The following is a 16,229-nucleotide window of genomic DNA, read 5'->3' on the forward strand; positions in this document are numbered from 1 at the left end:
ATGGCACGAGCGATGAAAGTGGCGATTGTCGATGACGAGGCGGATATGCGGGCCTCGATCAGCCAGTGGCTGGCGCTCTCGGGCTTTGATACCGAAACCTATGGCTCGGCTGAGGAGGCGCTGAAATCCCTCGGCCCCGATTTCTCGGGTGTGGTGGTGTCTGATATTAAGATGCCCGGCATGGATGGCATGGCCTTCCTGAAAAAGCTGATGAGCCTCGATTCCGGCCTGCCGGTGATCATGATCACCGGCCATGGCGATGTGCCGATGGCGGTAGAGGCGATGCGGGTCGGTGCTTTTGACTTCCTGGAAAAGCCGTTTAACCCCGACCGGATGACCGAACTGGCCAAGAAAGCCACCCAGGCACGGCGCATGACGCTCGACAGCCGGGCTTTGCGCAAAGAGCTGTCGGATGGCTCGACCATCATGCAAAAACTGGTCGGCACCTCGCCGGCGATGGAGCGGCTGCGCGAGGATATTCTCGATCTCGGCCAGGCCGACAGCCATGTGCTGATCGATGGCGAGACCGGCACCGGCAAGACCCTGGTGGCCCATGCGCTCCATGCGGTCGGGCCGCGTGCCTCGAAGAAATTCGTCTCGATCTCCTGCGCCGCCTGGTCCGAGGATCAGCTTTCGGCCCGGCTGTTTGGCCCGGGCGAGGATGGCGCGATCCCGCTGGTCGAAGAGGCGCGTGGCGGCACGCTCTGCCTTGAGGATATCGAGGCGCTGAGCCAGGGGCTGCAGGCAAGGCTGCTGACCTTTATCAATGATCAGGGCACCCCGCCCGAGACCCGGATTATCGCGATCCGCAACCAGCATGCGGCTGATATCACACTGGAACAGGCCTTGCGCCCCGATCTGTTCTACCGGCTTGGTGCGATGATCATCGTCCTGCCGCCGCTGCGCGCGCGGGGCGAGGATATTCTGCAGCTCTTCACCCGTCTCTCGGAACAGTTCTCCGAGGAATATGGCTGTGACGCGCCGCAGGTCACCGCGCAGGAGGCGGCGCAGCTCTTGCAGGCGCCCTGGCCGGGCAATGTGCGGCAGATGGTCAATATTGCCGAGCGTGCCGTGTTGCAGAACCGGCGCGGATCGGGCTCGATTGCCTCGCTGCTGATGGCCGATAACGAGGCCACCGGCCCGGCAATGACCACCGAGGGCAAGCCGCTGAAGGAATATGTCGAGGCCTTTGAGCGCATGCTGATCGATAATACCATGCGCCGCCATAAGGGCTCGATCGTGGCGGTGATGGAGGAGCTTTGCCTGCCGCGCCGCACCCTGAATGAGAAAATGGCGAAATACGCTTTGCAGCGCTCGGATTACGTCTGAGCCGGGCGCGCAGGGCAGAAACCGGGGGCAGGGATGCGCAGCCATCCCTGCCTTTTTTCATGCCGGGAGCTTGCGGCACCAGGCGGAAATCAGGCCTGTGGCGGCGGGTGTTGCGGGCTGCGAGGGGGGGGTTGGTGAAATTTTGATTGCTCTCTCCTTACCTTTGGACGTAAGTTTCCGCCCATGGCCATCGCTGATGGTCACAGGAATTCTCTCCCATCCCGACTGCCTGGCGCGCTCAGCCGCGCTGCAGGGGCGGGGAGCCGGATCGGCCGTAAGGCTGTGCACATTGCCGGACAGATGTCGCGCGTCAGCGTCGGCCTCGGATGGCTCGAACGAACGGCGGCCGCAGGCCTCCGGAAAGTAAACCGCGATGAGGCGCGTAAGCACTGCAGCAAATAACGAGGCCTGCCCCAGTGGCAGGGCCCGGCTGTCTGTGCCTGCTGCCTGCGCTCAGACAAGCCGCCCCGCACCCTATGATGTCCCTCCCGACCCGTCTGAACGGCGGGCGAGGGCTGTTTTGCGCCCGGGGCGCAATGGAACACTATGGCTAAGAAAATGCTCATCGACGCCACCCATGCGGAAGAGACCCGCGTGGTTGTCGTGGACGGAAACAAAGTCGAGGAATTCGATTTTGAAACCCTGAACAAGCGTCAGCTGGCGGGGAATATCTATCTCGCAAAGGTGACGCGGGTCGAACCCTCGCTGCAGGCGGCCTTTGTGGATTACGGCGGAAACCGTCACGGTTTCCTGGCATTTGCCGAAATCCACCCGGATTATTACCAGATCCCGGTCGCTGACCGCCGCGCGCTTCTTGAAGAAGAGCGCGCTGCTGCGCGTGAGGAAGAAGAAGAAGAAAATCACCGCTCGTCGCGCCGCCGCAAATCCGGCTCGCCGCGCCCCGAACGCGCCGCCGCCGATCCGGTGGTTTCGGGCGATGTGCGGGGCAGCGATCAGCCCGGCACCGGCGCGATGGATGTCATCGATCTGAGCGATGATGCGGCCCAGGCCCCGGAAGGGGCGGTTGATGCCCTTGGTGCGCCCTTTGGCGGTGAGGCAGCGGCTGAGGCGATTGCAGCCCCGGTTGAAGCGGCTGTCGCTCCGGCAGAGGTTGACGCTGAAGCCGCTGCAGAAGCAGCAGAGGCTCCCTCCGCTGCCGGTCCAGAGGATCACGCTGAGGATACCAGCGGCGAGGCTGCTGCCGATGCTGCCGATGAGATTGAATCGATCGCTGACGAGGATGTGGCCGAGGAAATCTCGGCGCCGCGCCGTCCGCGCGCACGTCGCTATAAAATCCAGGAAGTGATCAAGGTCCGGCAGATCATGCTGGTCCAGGTGGTGAAAGAAGAGCGCGGCAATAAAGGCGCAGCGCTCACCACCTATCTTTCGCTCGCCGGTCGTTACTGCGTGCTGATGCCGAATACCGCGCGTGGCGGTGGCATTTCGCGCAAGATCACCGTGGCGGCTGACCGCAAGAAGCTGAAAGAAATCGCGGGCGAGCTGGAGGTGCCGGAAGGCGCAGGCCTGATCATCCGCACCGCCGGTGCCAAGCGCACCAAGCCCGAGATCCGCCGCGATTACGAATATCTGATGCGGCTCTGGGAGCAGATCCGCGATCTGACCCTGCGCTCGGTCGCGCCTGCCGCGATCTATGAAGAGGGCGATCTGATCAAGCGCACGATCCGCGATCTCTATTCGCGCGAGATCGAGGAAGTGCTGGTCGAGGGCGAGGCGGGCTACCGCACCGCCAAAGACTTTATGCGCATGATCATGCCGGCCCATGCCCGTCAGGTGAAACGCTATGATGAGCCGATGCCGCTGTTCGCGCGCTTCCAGGTCGAAAGCTACCTCGGTGGCATGTTCAACCCGGTGGTGCAGCTGAAATCGGGCGGCTATATCGTTATAGGCATCACCGAGGCCCTGGTTGCCATCGATGTGAACTCGGGCCGTGCCACCAAGGAAGGCTCGATCGAGGATACTGCGCTCAAGACCAACCTTGAGGCCTGCGATGAGGTGGCACGCCAGCTGCGTCTGCGCGACCTTGCCGGTCTGATCGTGATCGACTTCATCGATATGGAAGAGCGTAAGAATAACGCCGCCGTCGAGAAGCGCCTGAAAGACAAGCTGAAAACCGACCGCGCCCGTATTCAGATCGGCCGTATCTCGGGCTTTGGCCTGATGGAAATGTCGCGTCAGCGCCTGCGTCCGGGTATGCTGGAATCGACCACCCAGCCCTGCGCCCATTGCCATGGCACTGGTCTGATCCGCTCGGATGACAGCATGGCGCTGACCATCCTGCGGGCTCTGGAAGAAGAGGGCACGCGCAAGCGCTCGAAAGAGGTGCTGCTCAAGGCCCCGGTCAGCATCATTAACTATTTGTTCAACCATAAGCGTGAGCATATCGCCCTGATCGAGGCGCGTTATGGCATGGCTGTGCGGATGGAAGCCGATCCTTCGCTGATCTCGCCCGATTATTCGATCGAGAAGTTCAAGACCGCGACCCGTGCTCTGCCGGAACCCGGCACGGTGATCTCGGGCCATGCCGGTCTGATGGGCGCGCCGGTGGCCGAGGATGAGGACGAGGATCTGATCGACGAGGCCTTCGAGGAAGAAATCGAAGAGGCCGAAGAGGTTGTGGAAGCCGCCGAGGCCGGGGAGACCCAGGCCGAGCGTGCCGAGGCTGGCGATCCGAATGGAGATGGTGGCAAGAAACGCCGTCGTCGTCGCCGTCGTCGTCGCGGTGGCAGCCGTGATGAGCAGGGCGCGGAAACCTCGGCCGAAGATGATGGCGACGAGGGCGAAGAGGGCGAGGATGAGGCTGCTGAGGCCAGCGCCGAAACCGCGGTGGCTCCGGTCGGGGCTGAGCCGGTTGCGGATGCTCCGGTTGCGGCAGAGCCGGCTGAGGCGCCGGAAGCCGGGGCTGCACCCAAGCGCCGCCGCGCGCCGCGCAGCCGCAAGGGGGCTGTTAAGGCTGAAGAACTCGCTGCCAGCCCGGTGAGCGCCGCTGAGGATGTGGCGGTGGAGGCTGTAGCCCCGGAAGCCGCAACCGAAGCAGCGCCTGCCGCAGCAGCTGCACCGGTCGTCGCTGAGGCAGTGGAAGCGCCCGAAGCAGTGCCTGCCGCGGCCGCAGAACCCCCCGCGAAAAAGCCCGCTGCCCGTCGCAGCCGTGCTAAAGCCAAACCGGCTGTCACTGCCGAGGCTGAGGCCGCTGCCGAACCGGCCGAAAAGCCGGTGAAGCCGAAGGCAACCCGCAGCCGTGCGAAAAAAGTCACCGCCGCTGAACCGGGGGCGGAAACCGCCGCTGCAGCTGTGGTGAGTGAGACTGCACCTGTCGCCGGGACCCCGGCGGCTGCTCCGGCCCCGGTGGCTGCCCCAGCCAAGGAAGTGGCAGCCCAGGAAGCGCCGGCCCAGGAAGCAGCTGTACCTGCTGCCGAAGCAGACAGCGCCGAGAGCAATGCGCCGCGCCGCAAGGGCTGGTGGTCGGCAGGTCGCTGAGACCCTCTGACAGAAGATTAAAAAAGGGGGCCGTCTGGCCCCCTTTTTTAATTCTGCCTGAACCGCCGCGCGGGCCGGTTCAGACCCATTTGTGAAAAATGAAAAACGCGCCAAGGCCGATAAAGGCAAAGCCCAGCAGGTGGTTCCACATCAGCGGCTCTTTCAGATAAAGCACCGAGAAAGCCGCAAAGACCGTGAGGGTGATCACCTCCTGGATGGTCTTCAGCTGGGCGGCGTTGAAATGGCTATAGCCAATGCGGTTCGCCGGAACCATCAGGCAATATTCGAAGAAAGCGATGCCCCAGGAAATCAGGATCACTTTGAAGATCGGCACCTCATTGCCGTCTTTCAGATGGCCATACCAGGCGAAGGTCATGAAAATATTTGAGCCGAGCAAAAGCAGGATGGTCACAAGCGGGACGGGAAGGCCAAACATGGCGGATACCTTGGTGCGAGGGGAAGGGCGGTAAAGCGGGCCGCGCCGGGCGCGGGATCTGCGCTGAGGCTAAACTTTCGCCGCCGCCTGCGGAAGGGGGGGCGCCTGCCGTTAGGGCAGCTGCAGATCCTGGGAATCGCGGCTTTTGCGGGCGATTTTCCTGCGGCAGACCAAAATCGCCCATAAGGGCAGAATACAGCAGCTTCGTTCTCTCCTTGCGGGAAATTTTGAAATCCTTTTCCGGCAGATACGCTTGCATCTGCGCTTCAGGGGAAGGATATTCTCTGCAATGGCGACGGGCTGGTCCGTCGTGCCGTGATTAAAACCGAGGCTGCTATGTCCGCGCTTTTCTCTCTCTCCCGTCGTGGTGCGCTCGCTCTGGCGACCGCCGCTTTCTTTGCTCCTGTCGCTGCTCTGGCTGAAAATACCGCGCTGAAAGTCGGCATCATGGGCGGCGAGGATGAGACCGTCTGGGCCACCGTGGCTGAGCAGGCCAAACCGCTTGGCCTCGATGTCGAAATCGTGATCTTCAATGATTACACCCAGCCGAATGAGGCGCTGGCGCGTAAAGAGATCGATGCCAATGCCTTCCAGCACGGCCCCTATCTGGAGGCCCAGAAAGAGGCGCATGGCTATGAGATCGAGATTGCCATCGACACGGCGATCTTCCCGATCGGTGTCTATTCTAAGAAATATGCCTCGCTGGCCGAACTGCCGGATGGCGCGGTGATCGGCGTGCCGAATGACCCGTCGAATGGCGGCCGTGCGCTCAAAGTGCTCGAGCAGCTGGGGCTGATCAAAGTCAGACCGGAAGCCGGTATCCTCGCCACGGTGATTGATGTCAGCGAAAACCCCAAAGGCTATGACCTGCGTGAGCTTGACGCCGGTGTGGTTGGCCGCGCGATTGACGATCTCGACGCCGCCGTTGTGAACACCGACTGGGCCGCCAAAGCCGAGCTGCTCGACAGCCGCATCGCCGAGGAATCGGGCGAGAATAACCCCTATATGAACTTCATTGCCATTCGCAGCGAAGATAAGGATGCCGCCTGGGTCGCCAGCCTGAAACAGGCTTTCCAGTCGGATGCGGTCAAGCAATCCTATGCGGATGCCTATAAGGGCGCAGCCGTGACCTCCTGGTAAAACGCGGCTATAAATAAATAACTCAGGGCGTCCGGAGGCTCCGGACGCCCTGATTGTTTGAAGGGGCAGGCCATGGTGCTGGCAGAGACAGGCGCGACCGGAGCGGTTGTGCGACTGGAAAATGTAGAGCGGCGGTTTTCGGACCGGCCGGCGCTCGATAATATTTCACTCGAGCTGAAACGCGGCGAGATCGTCGGTCTGATCGGGCGCTCGGGGGCGGGGAAATCAACGCTGATCCGCTGCCTGAACGGGCTGGACCGGCCCCAGGCGGGCCGTGTGATCATCGCAGGTCAGGATATTACCGGCCTGTCAGAACAGGCTCTGAACCCGGTGCGGCGCCGTATCGGGATGATTTTCCAGCATTTCAACCTGCTCTCCGCCAAGACTGTGGCCGAGAATATCGCGCTGCCGCTGAAAATCGCCGGCCAGCCGCGCGCGCAGCGGATGAAGCGGGTGATGGAGCTGCTCGACCTCGTCGGCCTTGCCGATAAGGCCGCGAGCTATCCGGCCCAGCTGTCAGGCGGGCAGAAACAGCGCATCGGCATTGCCCGGGCGCTGGCCCCCGAGCCCCTGCTGCTGCTCTCGGATGAGGCGACCTCGGCGCTGGATCCCGAGACGACTCAGGCCATTCTTGAGCTCTTGAAAGATGTGAACCGCCAGCTTGGCGTGACCATTCTGATGATCACCCATGAGATGGAAGTGGTGCGGCAGATTGCCACCCGGGTTCTGGTGCTCGATGCTGGCCGGATCGTCGAACAGGGGCCGGTGGCAAAGGTTCTGGCCAGCCCCCAGGCTGAGACCACCCGCTCGTTGCTGCGTGGGCTCTCGCCGGTGCTGCCTGCCGATATTGCGACCCAGATCCGCGCCGAAGCCGCACCTGGCCTGCAGGCTTTGCTGCGCGTTGATGTCTATGGCCAGGCGGCCCGCCGCCCGCTGCTGACCGGGATCGAATCCATCACCGGCCGTCCGGCACGGCTGCTGCATGGCGGGCTGAATGATGTTCAGGGCGAGCCCTATGGCCGTCTGTTCCTCGCCATTGGCACGGCTGAGGCCGGGGCTGTGGCCCGGGTGCTGGCACAACTGAAACCTGAAACCACCGCGACGGAGGTGCTCGGCTATGTCCCCGCAGATGTTTGAGACCCTGCTGGGCTGGGCCATGACCCGGCCGATGTTTGACCTACTGGTCAAAGGGGCCTGGGAAACCATCGTCATGACCGGGGTCTCGGGGCTGTTGTCCTTTGTGATCGGCCTGCCGCTGGCGCTGATCCTGGTCACCACAGACCGGGGCGGTATCTTCCAGAACCTGTTCATCAACCGCAGCCTGGGCTGGGTGGTGAATGCTCTGCGCTCGGTGCCCTTCATCATCCTGCTGGTCGCCGCCATCCCGCTGACCCGGCTGATTGTCGGCAGTGCGATCGGCATCAGCGCCGCGATTGTGCCGCTGACCCTGGCCGCAGCGCCCTATTTCGCCCGGGTGGCCGAGGTCTCGCTGCGCGAGGTTGACCGCGCTCTGGTCGATGCCGCGCGTGCGATGGGGGCAAGCCGGATGACCATCCTGCGCGAGGTGCTGATCCCGGAGGCGCTGCCGGGTATTGTTTCGGGCTTTACCGTGACCATGGTGACGCTGATCGGGGCTTCGGCTATGGCCGGCGCTGTCGGGGCAGGCGGGCTGGGCGATATTGCGATCCGCTATGGCTATCAGCGCTTTGAGACCGCGATCATGGTGGCGGTGGTCATCGTGCTGATTGTTATGGTCTCGCTGATGCAATGGGCCGGTGATGCCCTGGCGCGGCGCATCGATCACCGCTGAGACCGGCAGAGACCGGCACTGATCCGACCCGCCCGCTGCAAAGCAGGCGGGTTTTTCTATCGGCGCAATGGATGAGCACAGCCCGGCAAGGGGCTGCGACAGCAGGGGAAAACGGGGGAGGCGGAAAGCAAAAAGGGCACCCTGGGGCGCCCTTGCTTTTGACCGAAATGGAGCGGGCGAGGCGATTCGAACGCCCGACCCTAACCTTGGCAAGGTTATGCTCTACCCCTGAGCTACGCCCGCACCGTTTCGGTGAGGCAGTGTTTAGGCTAGGCAGCAGACGGGCGCAAGAGGGCCGGAGCAGGTCAGGCGCAGTTTCTTTGCCGGGCAATTTTATCCGACGGCGCGCCGGAGCAGCGGATCAGAAAGCAAAAAGGGCGCCCTGAGGCGCCCTTGCTTTTGACCGAAATGGAGCGGGCGAGGCGATTCGAACGCCCGACCCTAACCTTGGCAAGGTTATGCTCTACCCCTGAGCTACGCCCGCACCGTTTCGGTGAGAGGCTGTTTAGGCGAGCTGCCGGAGCGCCGCAAGAGGGAAATGTCACCGATGGCTGTGAAAAATGCGCGAAGCGGGTTTTTCCTCAGATATGGCCGATCTCTGACAGGAAGGTTTTGATAGCATTGGCATATTCATCGGCCCGTCCGAGCATCGGCAGATGGTCGGCGCCCCGGATCAGCCCGAATCGATGCCCTGGAATCAGCTCTGCAGTCTCGCGCACCAGATCGGCCGGGGTGGCGCCATCCCCGGTGCCGGCCAGTGCCAGACAGGGCAGGCGCAATGTGGCGGTGGTCTGGTAAAAATCACTGCCCGAAAGGGCGGCGGCACAACCGGCCCAGCCCTCGGCCGGGGTGGCCAGGAAACGGGCCGAGACCGCTTCGAGGCCGGGGGCATCGCGCCAGGCCCGGCCAAACCAGCGCTCCATCACCTGATCATGCAAAGCCGCCATCCCGCCTTCGCGGATTTTTGCGATCCGGTCCTGCCACTGGCTGGAGAAGCCGATCCGCGCGGCAGTGTGGGACAGCACAAGGCCGCGCACCAGATCGAGCCGCTTCACCGCCAGGCCCTGGGCCACCAGACCGCCAAGCCCATGGCCGATCACCACCGTCTCTTTCAGACCGATATGCTCACAAAGCCGCTCGGCATCGCGGATCAGGCTGCCCATGGAATAGGGGGCGGGCGGGCAGTCGCTGGCGCCATGGCCGCGCAGATCATAGCTGAGGATGCGGTGTCCCGGCAGCCGGTCGCACAGGCTTTGCCACAGCTGGTGATCCTGGCCAAGCCCATGGATCAGCAGCAGCGGCGCGCCGTTCTCCGGTCCGGTTACATGGGCGTGAAGGCGCAGCTCAGGCAGGTAAATCAGCGGCATAACAGTCTTTTCGGGCAGATGGCTTTATCAGGCAGCGGGGGCTTAGCAGGCAGGCGGGCTTTGTTCAGGCGAATGGGACTGATGCGGATGACGGCGCAGCGCCTCGGTAAAGACCTGTTCGTCGACATTGCCGCCAGAGGCAATGCAGATCACTGTCGCGGGCAGATCGGGGCTGAACAAAGCTGCGGCGAGCGCGACGGCACCGCCCGGCTCGAGCACGATGCGCAGGCTGCGAAACGCCAGCGCCATGGCGGCAAGCGCCTGATCATCGCTGACCACAAGGCCGGGCCCTGCCAGATCCTGCAGCAGCGGCAGGGTCAAGCGGCCCGGGGTGGGCGTCAGGATCGCATCGCAGAGCGAGCCCGAGAGCCGCGCATTGCGCGCGGCAGTCCCCGTGGCCAGCGAGCGGGCCATATCGTCAAAGCCCCGTGGCTCAACCGTGCGCAGCCGCAGCCCCGGGGCGCGCGTCGCCAGGGCCAGGGCAATCCCGGCGGCAAGCCCGCCGCCGCCGCAGGGCACCAGCACCTCGGCCTCGCTCACCCCGGCCGCCCGGGCCTGCTCGGCCAGCTCCAGCCCGACCGAGGCCTGACCGGCGATCACCTCGGGATGGTCATAGGGCGGGATCATGGCATAGCCCCGGCGCTCGGCAATCTCGCGTGCCAGGGCATCACGGTCGGTGGTGGCACGGTTATAGGGCACCACCTCGGCTCCCCAGGCCTTTGTATTGGCGATCTTAATCTCCGGCGCATCCTCGGGCATCAGGATCACCGCAGCGAGGTGATGCGCCGCCGCCGCCCGCGCCACCCCCTGGGCGTGATTGCCCGAGGACATGGCCAGCACCCCGGCGCAGGATCCGGCGAGGGCCGAGACCGCCGCCCAGCCGCCGCGCGCCTTGAATGAGCCGGTCACCTGCAGACATTCGGCTTTCACAAAGATCCGCCGCCCCGCCAGACGGTCGAGCAGCGGCGCATTCAGCAAAGGGGTCAGCGCCAGATGTCCCTGCGCGCGGGTATGGGCGGCATCAATCAGGGCAGGGGTCATCGCATCTTCTCCAGCCAGGCCCGCAAGGCCGCCTGCGCCGCTTCCTCGTCGAGAAAGGGCACATGGGCACGGTCCGGGATTTCGGCAAAAATCGTATCGGGGCGGATCTGCAGCATCCGCGCGGCGGTCGCCTGGCTGAGCAGGTCCGAATGCGCGCCGCGGATCAGCGCCACCGGCAGCGGATCTGTGGCCTGCCAGAACGGCCAGAGATCGGGCGGCGGGGCGGGATCGTTCAGGGCCGCGAGAAAGGCCTCGCGCAGCGCGGGGTCATAGCGCGCCTTCAGGCCGCCGCCGGGCAGGCTGTGGTATAGCCGCCCGGCCATGGCGCGCCAGGCCTCATCCGTGACCCCGGCAAAGCCCGGTGTGCGGCCCAGCAGCTCTGCCATTTCCGCAAGGCTCGCAGCCTGCGGCGTTTTGCCGATGCGGGTGGCAATGGCCTCCAGCCCGGCGCGTTCAATCTCCGGGCCGATATCATTGAGGCAAAGCCCGAGCAGGCGTTCTTTGTGAAACCGGGCCAGCCCCAGCCCGATCAGCCCGCCGCGCGAAGTGCCGAGCAAAGCAAAACGCGCGATGCCGAGATGGTCCATCAGTTCCAGCGCGTCCTGGCTTTCGCGCGGCAGGCTGTAGCTGGCGGCGCCGGTATAATCGCTTTCGCCGCGCCCACGGTAATCCATCCGGATCACCCGGCAGCCCTGCAGCGCCGGCAGGGCGGGGTCGAAATCCTCTTTGGTGCGGGTCAGTCCGGCGAGGCAGAGCAGCGCCAGCCCCTCGCCCTCATCGAGATAGGCGAGGCGCGCCCCGTCCGAGGCGGTGAAATAGCCTGTGATGTGGTTTTGCGGCAAAGCTGCACTCCCCCTCAGCCTTAAGGTGGGTTTCAGCGCAGATTGGCGTGGAGAAAGCCGGAGGGGAAGGGGGCAGCGGCAATGACGCGCTTGCCCGGCGGGGGTTTGCACCTTAGACCCCCGGTGAATCAGCGACTGAGCGATCGCGGGCCCCAGCGGCCCTTCCCCTCGCGCTGATCTGAACGTGCAGGAGAAGCCGATGGCCCGAAAGCCAGTCACCGCCCCTAACGGAGCAGAGCAACGCGCAAGCTCGCGCAAAGTGTCAGCCCTGGCTGGCCTCGCGCCCTTCCTGCGGCCCTATCGTGCCATGGTGGTGCTGGCCTTTGCCGCGCTGGTGCTGACCGCCTCGGTCAGCCTGGTGCTGCCGCTGGCGGTGCGCCGGGTGGTCGACAGCTTTGGCCACAGCCAGCTTGAGCTGCTCGACGATTACTTCGGCTCTTTCCTTGCCATTGCCGCTTTGCTCGCGCTTGGCACCGGCCTGCGCTATTATGTGGTAACCCGGCTTGGCGAGCGTGTGGTCGCCGATATCCGGCGCGCGGTATTTGACCGGGTGACCGGCTTTTCGCCGGCCTTCTTTGAAAAGACCCTGACCGGTGAGGTGCTGTCGCGCATCACCACCGACACCACGCTGATCCTTTCGGTGATCGGCTCTTCGGTCTCGGTCGCCTTGCGCAATCTGCTGATGCTGCTCGGCGGCATGGTGATGCTGTTTCTGACCTCGGCCAAACTGACCGGTCTGGTCTTCCTGCTGGTCCCGGCAGTGGTGGTGCCGATCATCGTACTGGGCCGCCGTCTGCGCCGCTTGTCGCGTGAGAACCAGGACTGGATTGCCCAGAGCTCGGGCATGGCCTCCGAGGCACTTGGCGCGGTTCAGACCATTCAGGCCAATGCGCATGAGGCCGTCACCCGCGCAGAATTTGCCCGGGTCACTGAAGAGAGCTTCCGCTCGGCAAAGACCCGGATCAGCACAAGGGCGGTGATGACGGTGATCGTGATCTTCCTCGTCTTTGCCGGGGTGGTCGGAGTGCTGTGGATCGGCGCGCGCGATGTGCGCTCGGGCATGATGAGCGTGGGCGAGCTGATCCAGTTCGTGATCTATGCGGTGCTGGTGGCGGGTTCGGTCGGTGCTTTGTCCGAGATCTGGGGCGAGCTGCAGCGCGCGGCGGGCGCTACCGAGCGGCTGGCCGAATTGCTCGAGACCGAGGATCCGCTGCAGGATCCGGCCGCGCCGCTGGCCCTGCCGCGCCCGGTCGCGGGTGAGATCCGCTTTGAGGATGTCAGCTTCCGCTATCCCGCGCGGCCCGAGGTTTCGGCGCTCGACGGCATCAGCCTGACCATCCGTCCGGGCGAGACCGTGGCGCTGGTTGGCCCGTCGGGCGCAGGCAAATCCACTATGCTGCAGCTTTTGCTGCGCTTCTATGATCCGCAGCAGGGCCGGATCACGCTGGATGGCCAGGATCTGGCTGCCATGTCACGCCCCGATTTCCGTCAGGCCATGGCGCTGGTGCCGCAGGATCCGGTGATCTTTGCCGCCTCGGCGCGCGAGAATATCCGTTTCGGCCGGCCCGAAGCCTCGGATGCCGAGGTCGAGGCCGCCGCGCGTGCCGCCGCCGCGCATGATTTCATTGCGGCGCTGCCCAAGGGCTATGACAGCCCGCTGGGCGAGCGGGGGGTGATGCTCTCAGGTGGTCAGCGCCAGCGCATTGCCATTGCCCGCGCCATTCTGCGCGACGCGCCGGTGCTGCTGCTCGATGAGGCGACCTCGGCTTTGGATGCCGAGAGCGAGGCGGCGGTGCAGCAGGCGGTGGAGCAGCTCTCGCAGGGCCGCACCACGCTTGTGGTGGCGCATCGCCTTGCCACGGTGAAGCGCGCCGACCGGATCCTGGTGTTTGAGCATGGCCGTATCGTGGCTGAGGGCAGCCATGATGAGCTGGTGGAGGGTGGCGGGCTTTATGCGCGCCTGGCCCGGCTGCAGTTTACCGCAGGTGCGGCGGCCTGAGCCGGGTGCTGAACCGGGTATGGAAAACCAGAGCGCGGCATGGTTCCGCGCTCTGACGTTGCGTTTTCGCGGTGAATAATGGTTGGCAAGGCTTATCCCACCAGCCATTTTTATCCAAACCCGGACGGGAGACCGGGACAGGGGAGGGGATATATGACCAGCTGCGCTACTCTGGCGGATCTGAAAGCGATTGAGGCCCAGAGCGCCTGGGCAGACCGGGATGTCGCCAAGACCATCTATGAGGCGCTCAGCCGCGCCAGATCGGCCCATGGCACGCGTCCCGCGATCAGCTATCAGCTGCTATCGGCGCCGGATGCGCCAAAGGTCACCCGGAGCTGGGGCGAGCTGCACAGCGATGTGACACGCGCGGCCAATCTGTTCCGCTCGCTTGGCATCGGGCCCGGGGATGTGGTGGCCTATGTGCTGCCAAATACCATGGAAACCGCAGTGACTTTGCTCGGGGGAATGGTTGCGGGCATCGTCAATCCGATCAATCCGCTGCTGGAGGCCGGCCAGATCTCCTCGATCCTGCGCGAGACCAATGCCAAAGTGGTGGTCACTCTGCGCGCCTTCCCGAAAACCGATATCGGCCAGAAGGTTGCCGAGGCCGTGCGCCATGCCCCGGGCGTGAAACATGTGCTTGAGATTGACCTGCTGACCTATCTGAGCGGGGTGAAGAAATTCATCGTGCCGCTGGTGCGGCCGAAAAACCCGGTGCATCACACCGCCAATGTGCATAATTTCCACAGCGCGCTGGCCAGACAGCCCGGCGACCGGCTGACCTTTGCTGATCCGCCCGAAGACCGGGTGGCGGCTTATTTCCATACCGGCGGCACCACCGGCATGCCGAAAGTGGCGCAGCATAAAGTCTCGGGCATGATCTATAATGGCTGGCTCGGCGCGTCTTTGCTGTTTCACGAAGATGATGTGATCATGTGCCCCTTGCCGCTGTTCCACGTTTTCGCGGTCTATCCGATCCTGATGTCGGTGATTCAGGCGGGGGCGCATATCGTGCTGCCGACCCCGGCGGGCTATCGCGGCGAGGGGGTGTTCGACAATCTGTGGAAGCTGATCGAGCGCTATCAGTCGACCTATCTGATCACCGTACCCACCGCGCTGGCCGCGCTGATGCAGCGCCCGGTCAATGCCGATATCACCAGTCTGAAAAGCGGCTTCTCGGGTTCAGCCCCGCTGCCGGTTGAGCTGTATAACCGCTTTAAGAAAGAGACCGGGGTCGAGATCGTTGAGGGCTATGGCCTGACCGAATGCACCTGTCTGGTCTCGATCAACCCGCCTTCGGGGGTGAAGAAGATCGGCTCGGTCGGGCTGCCCTTCCCGCATACCCATGTGCGCATCCTGAACCGCGACGGAATGGGCGGTTTCACCGAGGCGGCTACCGATGAGGTTGGGGAGATCTGCGTCTCAAACCCCGGCGTGTTTGAGGGCTCGACCTATACCGAGATTGATAAGAACAAGGATCTCTTTGCCGAAGGGCGTTTCCTGCGCACCGGCGATCTGGGGCGGATCGATGCCGATGGCTATCTTTTCATCACCGGCCGGGCCAAGGATCTGATCATTCGCGGCGGCCATAATATCGATCCTGCCGTGATCGAAGAGGCGCTGACCGGCCATCCCTCTGTCGCCGTGGTCGGTGCCATCGGTCAGCCCGATGCCCATGCGGGTGAGCTGCCTGCAGCCTATATCGAGCTGGTGGCGGGGGCGAATACCAGCGTGGCCGAGCTGATGGAATATGCCGAGAGCCATATTTCTGAGCGCGCCGCCGTGCCGAAATATATCGAGATCCTGCCCGAACTGCCGAAAACCGCGGTGGGCAAGGTGTTCAAGCCCGATCTGCGCCGTATGGCGATCACCCGGATCTATGATGGCGCCCTGCAGAAGGCCGGTCTGCCGGTCAGCGTCGATGAGGTGTTTGAGGATAAAAAACGCGGCCTGGTCGCCCGGCTGAAAACCACCGGCGTGATCGGGGACCAGGCGGTGGATGCGGTGCTGGGCAGCTTTACCCGGCCCTGGGAATGGCAGAAGTAAAATACAGAGGCTGCGGCTGGGGCCCCTCCGGGCCGCTTCATGGGCCGCTTTGGGGCCAGGGCTCCCGTTGTCGAAAGATGACGGGAGTTTTCATTTGCCTGTTTCCGGCTTTCACAGCACTCTGACGCCAGTGTGAGAAAGGAATTTTAATATGTGGTTTCGCGGCTTTTGTGCAGCTTTTCTGATCACAGCCGGGCTGTCCCTGCCCGCATCGGCCTATGAAACCGATGTTTTGTTTGAGCATAAAAACTGGAAAGTCGATATCCACGGCTGGGATGATGGCGAGATCGGCTGTCGCGCGATTGTCGGCTCAGACCGCGAGAGCTTTTCGATCTGGATCTTCCAGAATGGCTCGATCCAGCTGCAGTTCTTCTCAACCTCCTGGGCCTTTGGCGCCGAGCAGTTCGCTGATCTGCAGCTGCAGATCGATAAACGTGAGCGCTGGGATCTGACCAATGCGCGGCTGAGCCAGAATTCGGTCGAATTTAACCTGCCCGACAATGATGCTGCGGTGAATTTCGTCATGGAAATCGCTCAGGGCAGCAAGCTCTATCTGCGGGCGAAAGATGGCAAGGATGTGCAGAATTACTCGCTCGCAGGCTCGCGCGCCTCGATCGATAAACTGCTGGAATGCGGCAATGCGATTTCGGGCAGTTCCGGCACCGGCACCGGCACCGGCACGGGCAGCGCCAGCCCGGCGCCGTCAAACCCGTTTAAGTGAAGC

At 63.7% G+C, this 16,229-nt stretch carries 12 protein-coding genes and 2 tRNA genes; 8 read left to right on the top strand and 6 right to left on the bottom strand.

Translation table 11 applies throughout. From position 1 onward, the window contains the following. Both H0485_RS09370 and H0485_RS09375 read left to right on the top strand, forming a co-directional pair. Entirely contained in the window at positions 1 to 1,329 is a 1,329-nt protein-coding gene (locus H0485_RS09370) for a sigma-54-dependent transcriptional regulator (RefSeq protein WP_226935112.1), read from the top strand. A gap of 546 nt (positions 1,330 to 1,875) precedes the next feature. Beyond that, the gene (locus H0485_RS09375) at positions 1,876 to 4,824 is read left to right on the top strand and encodes an Rne/Rng family ribonuclease (RefSeq protein ID WP_226935113.1); all 2,949 of its coding nucleotides are present in this window, start codon (positions 1,876 to 1,878) and stop codon (positions 4,822 to 4,824) included. Between the two features lie 79 nt (positions 4,825 to 4,903). Here H0485_RS09375 and H0485_RS09380 read toward each other — a convergent pair whose 3' ends face one another. Next, entirely contained in the window at positions 4,904 to 5,260 is a 357-nt protein-coding gene (locus H0485_RS09380; RefSeq protein ID WP_226935114.1) for a DMT family protein, read from the bottom strand. Positions 5,261 to 5,596: 336 nt separating this feature from the next. Between H0485_RS09380 and H0485_RS09385 the strand changes: the two genes are divergently transcribed. From H0485_RS09385 to H0485_RS09395, 3 genes are all read left to right on the top strand, one after another. Next, positions 5,597 to 6,400: a MetQ/NlpA family ABC transporter substrate-binding protein gene (locus H0485_RS09385; RefSeq protein WP_226935115.1), complete on the top strand. Its 804-nt coding sequence runs from the start codon at positions 5,597 to 5,599 to the stop codon at positions 6,398 to 6,400. A 72-nt stretch (positions 6,401 to 6,472) separates the two neighbouring features. Beyond that, on the top strand, positions 6,473 to 7,537 hold the full coding sequence (locus tag H0485_RS09390; protein ID WP_226935116.1) for a methionine ABC transporter ATP-binding protein: 1,065 nt from the start codon (positions 6,473 to 6,475) through the stop codon (positions 7,535 to 7,537). A gap of 19 nt (positions 7,538 to 7,556) precedes the next feature. Next, the gene (locus H0485_RS09395) at positions 7,557 to 8,210 is read left to right on the top strand and encodes a methionine ABC transporter permease (protein ID WP_226935193.1); all 654 of its coding nucleotides are present in this window, start codon (positions 7,557 to 7,559) and stop codon (positions 8,208 to 8,210) included. Positions 8,211 to 8,378: 168 nt separating this feature from the next. Here H0485_RS09395 and H0485_RS09400 read toward each other — a convergent pair. The 5 genes from H0485_RS09400 to H0485_RS09420 form a co-directional block, all read right to left on the bottom strand. Beyond that, a tRNA-Gly gene (locus H0485_RS09400) sits at positions 8,379 to 8,453 on the bottom strand. A 166-nt stretch (positions 8,454 to 8,619) separates the two neighbouring features. Next, positions 8,620 to 8,694: transfer RNA gene (locus H0485_RS09405), tRNA-Gly, on the bottom strand. A 97-nt stretch (positions 8,695 to 8,791) separates the two neighbouring features. Further along, positions 8,792 to 9,577, bottom strand: coding sequence for an alpha/beta fold hydrolase (locus H0485_RS09410; protein WP_226935117.1), 786 nt, complete (start codon positions 9,575 to 9,577; stop codon positions 8,792 to 8,794). Between the two features lie 42 nt (positions 9,578 to 9,619). Beyond that, the gene (locus tag H0485_RS09415) at positions 9,620 to 10,618 is read right to left on the bottom strand and encodes a threonine ammonia-lyase (protein WP_226935118.1); all 999 of its coding nucleotides are present in this window, start codon (positions 10,616 to 10,618) and stop codon (positions 9,620 to 9,622) included. Beyond that, complete coding sequence (locus H0485_RS09420; RefSeq protein ID WP_226935194.1) at positions 10,615 to 11,445, bottom strand: alpha/beta fold hydrolase; 831 nt, start codon at positions 11,443 to 11,445, stop codon at positions 10,615 to 10,617. The genes H0485_RS09415 and H0485_RS09420 overlap by 4 nt, the downstream gene beginning before the upstream one ends. A gap of 214 nt (positions 11,446 to 11,659) precedes the next feature. On the opposite strand from H0485_RS09420, the gene H0485_RS09425 reads away from it, so the two are divergent. The 3 genes from H0485_RS09425 to H0485_RS09435 all read left to right on the top strand — a co-directional run bounded on the left by H0485_RS09425 (position 11,660) and on the right by H0485_RS09435 (position 16,226). Next, entirely contained in the window at positions 11,660 to 13,459 is a 1,800-nt protein-coding gene (locus tag H0485_RS09425; protein WP_226935119.1) for an ABC transporter transmembrane domain-containing protein, read from the top strand. Positions 13,460 to 13,612: 153 nt separating this feature from the next. Next, positions 13,613 to 15,505 (top strand): acyl-CoA synthetase, encoded by a 1,893-nt coding sequence (locus tag H0485_RS09430; RefSeq protein ID WP_226935120.1) that lies wholly within the window; start codon positions 13,613 to 13,615, stop codon positions 15,503 to 15,505. 151 nt (positions 15,506 to 15,656) lie between these two features. Then, positions 15,657 to 16,226 (top strand): hypothetical protein, encoded by a 570-nt coding sequence (locus H0485_RS09435; protein ID WP_226935121.1) that lies wholly within the window; start codon positions 15,657 to 15,659, stop codon positions 16,224 to 16,226. Positions 16,227 to 16,229 lie beyond the last annotated feature (3 nt).

The organism is Pseudogemmobacter faecipullorum, from assembly GCF_020539525.1.
GTDB lineage: Bacteria > Pseudomonadota > Alphaproteobacteria > Rhodobacterales > Rhodobacteraceae > Pseudogemmobacter > Pseudogemmobacter faecipullorum.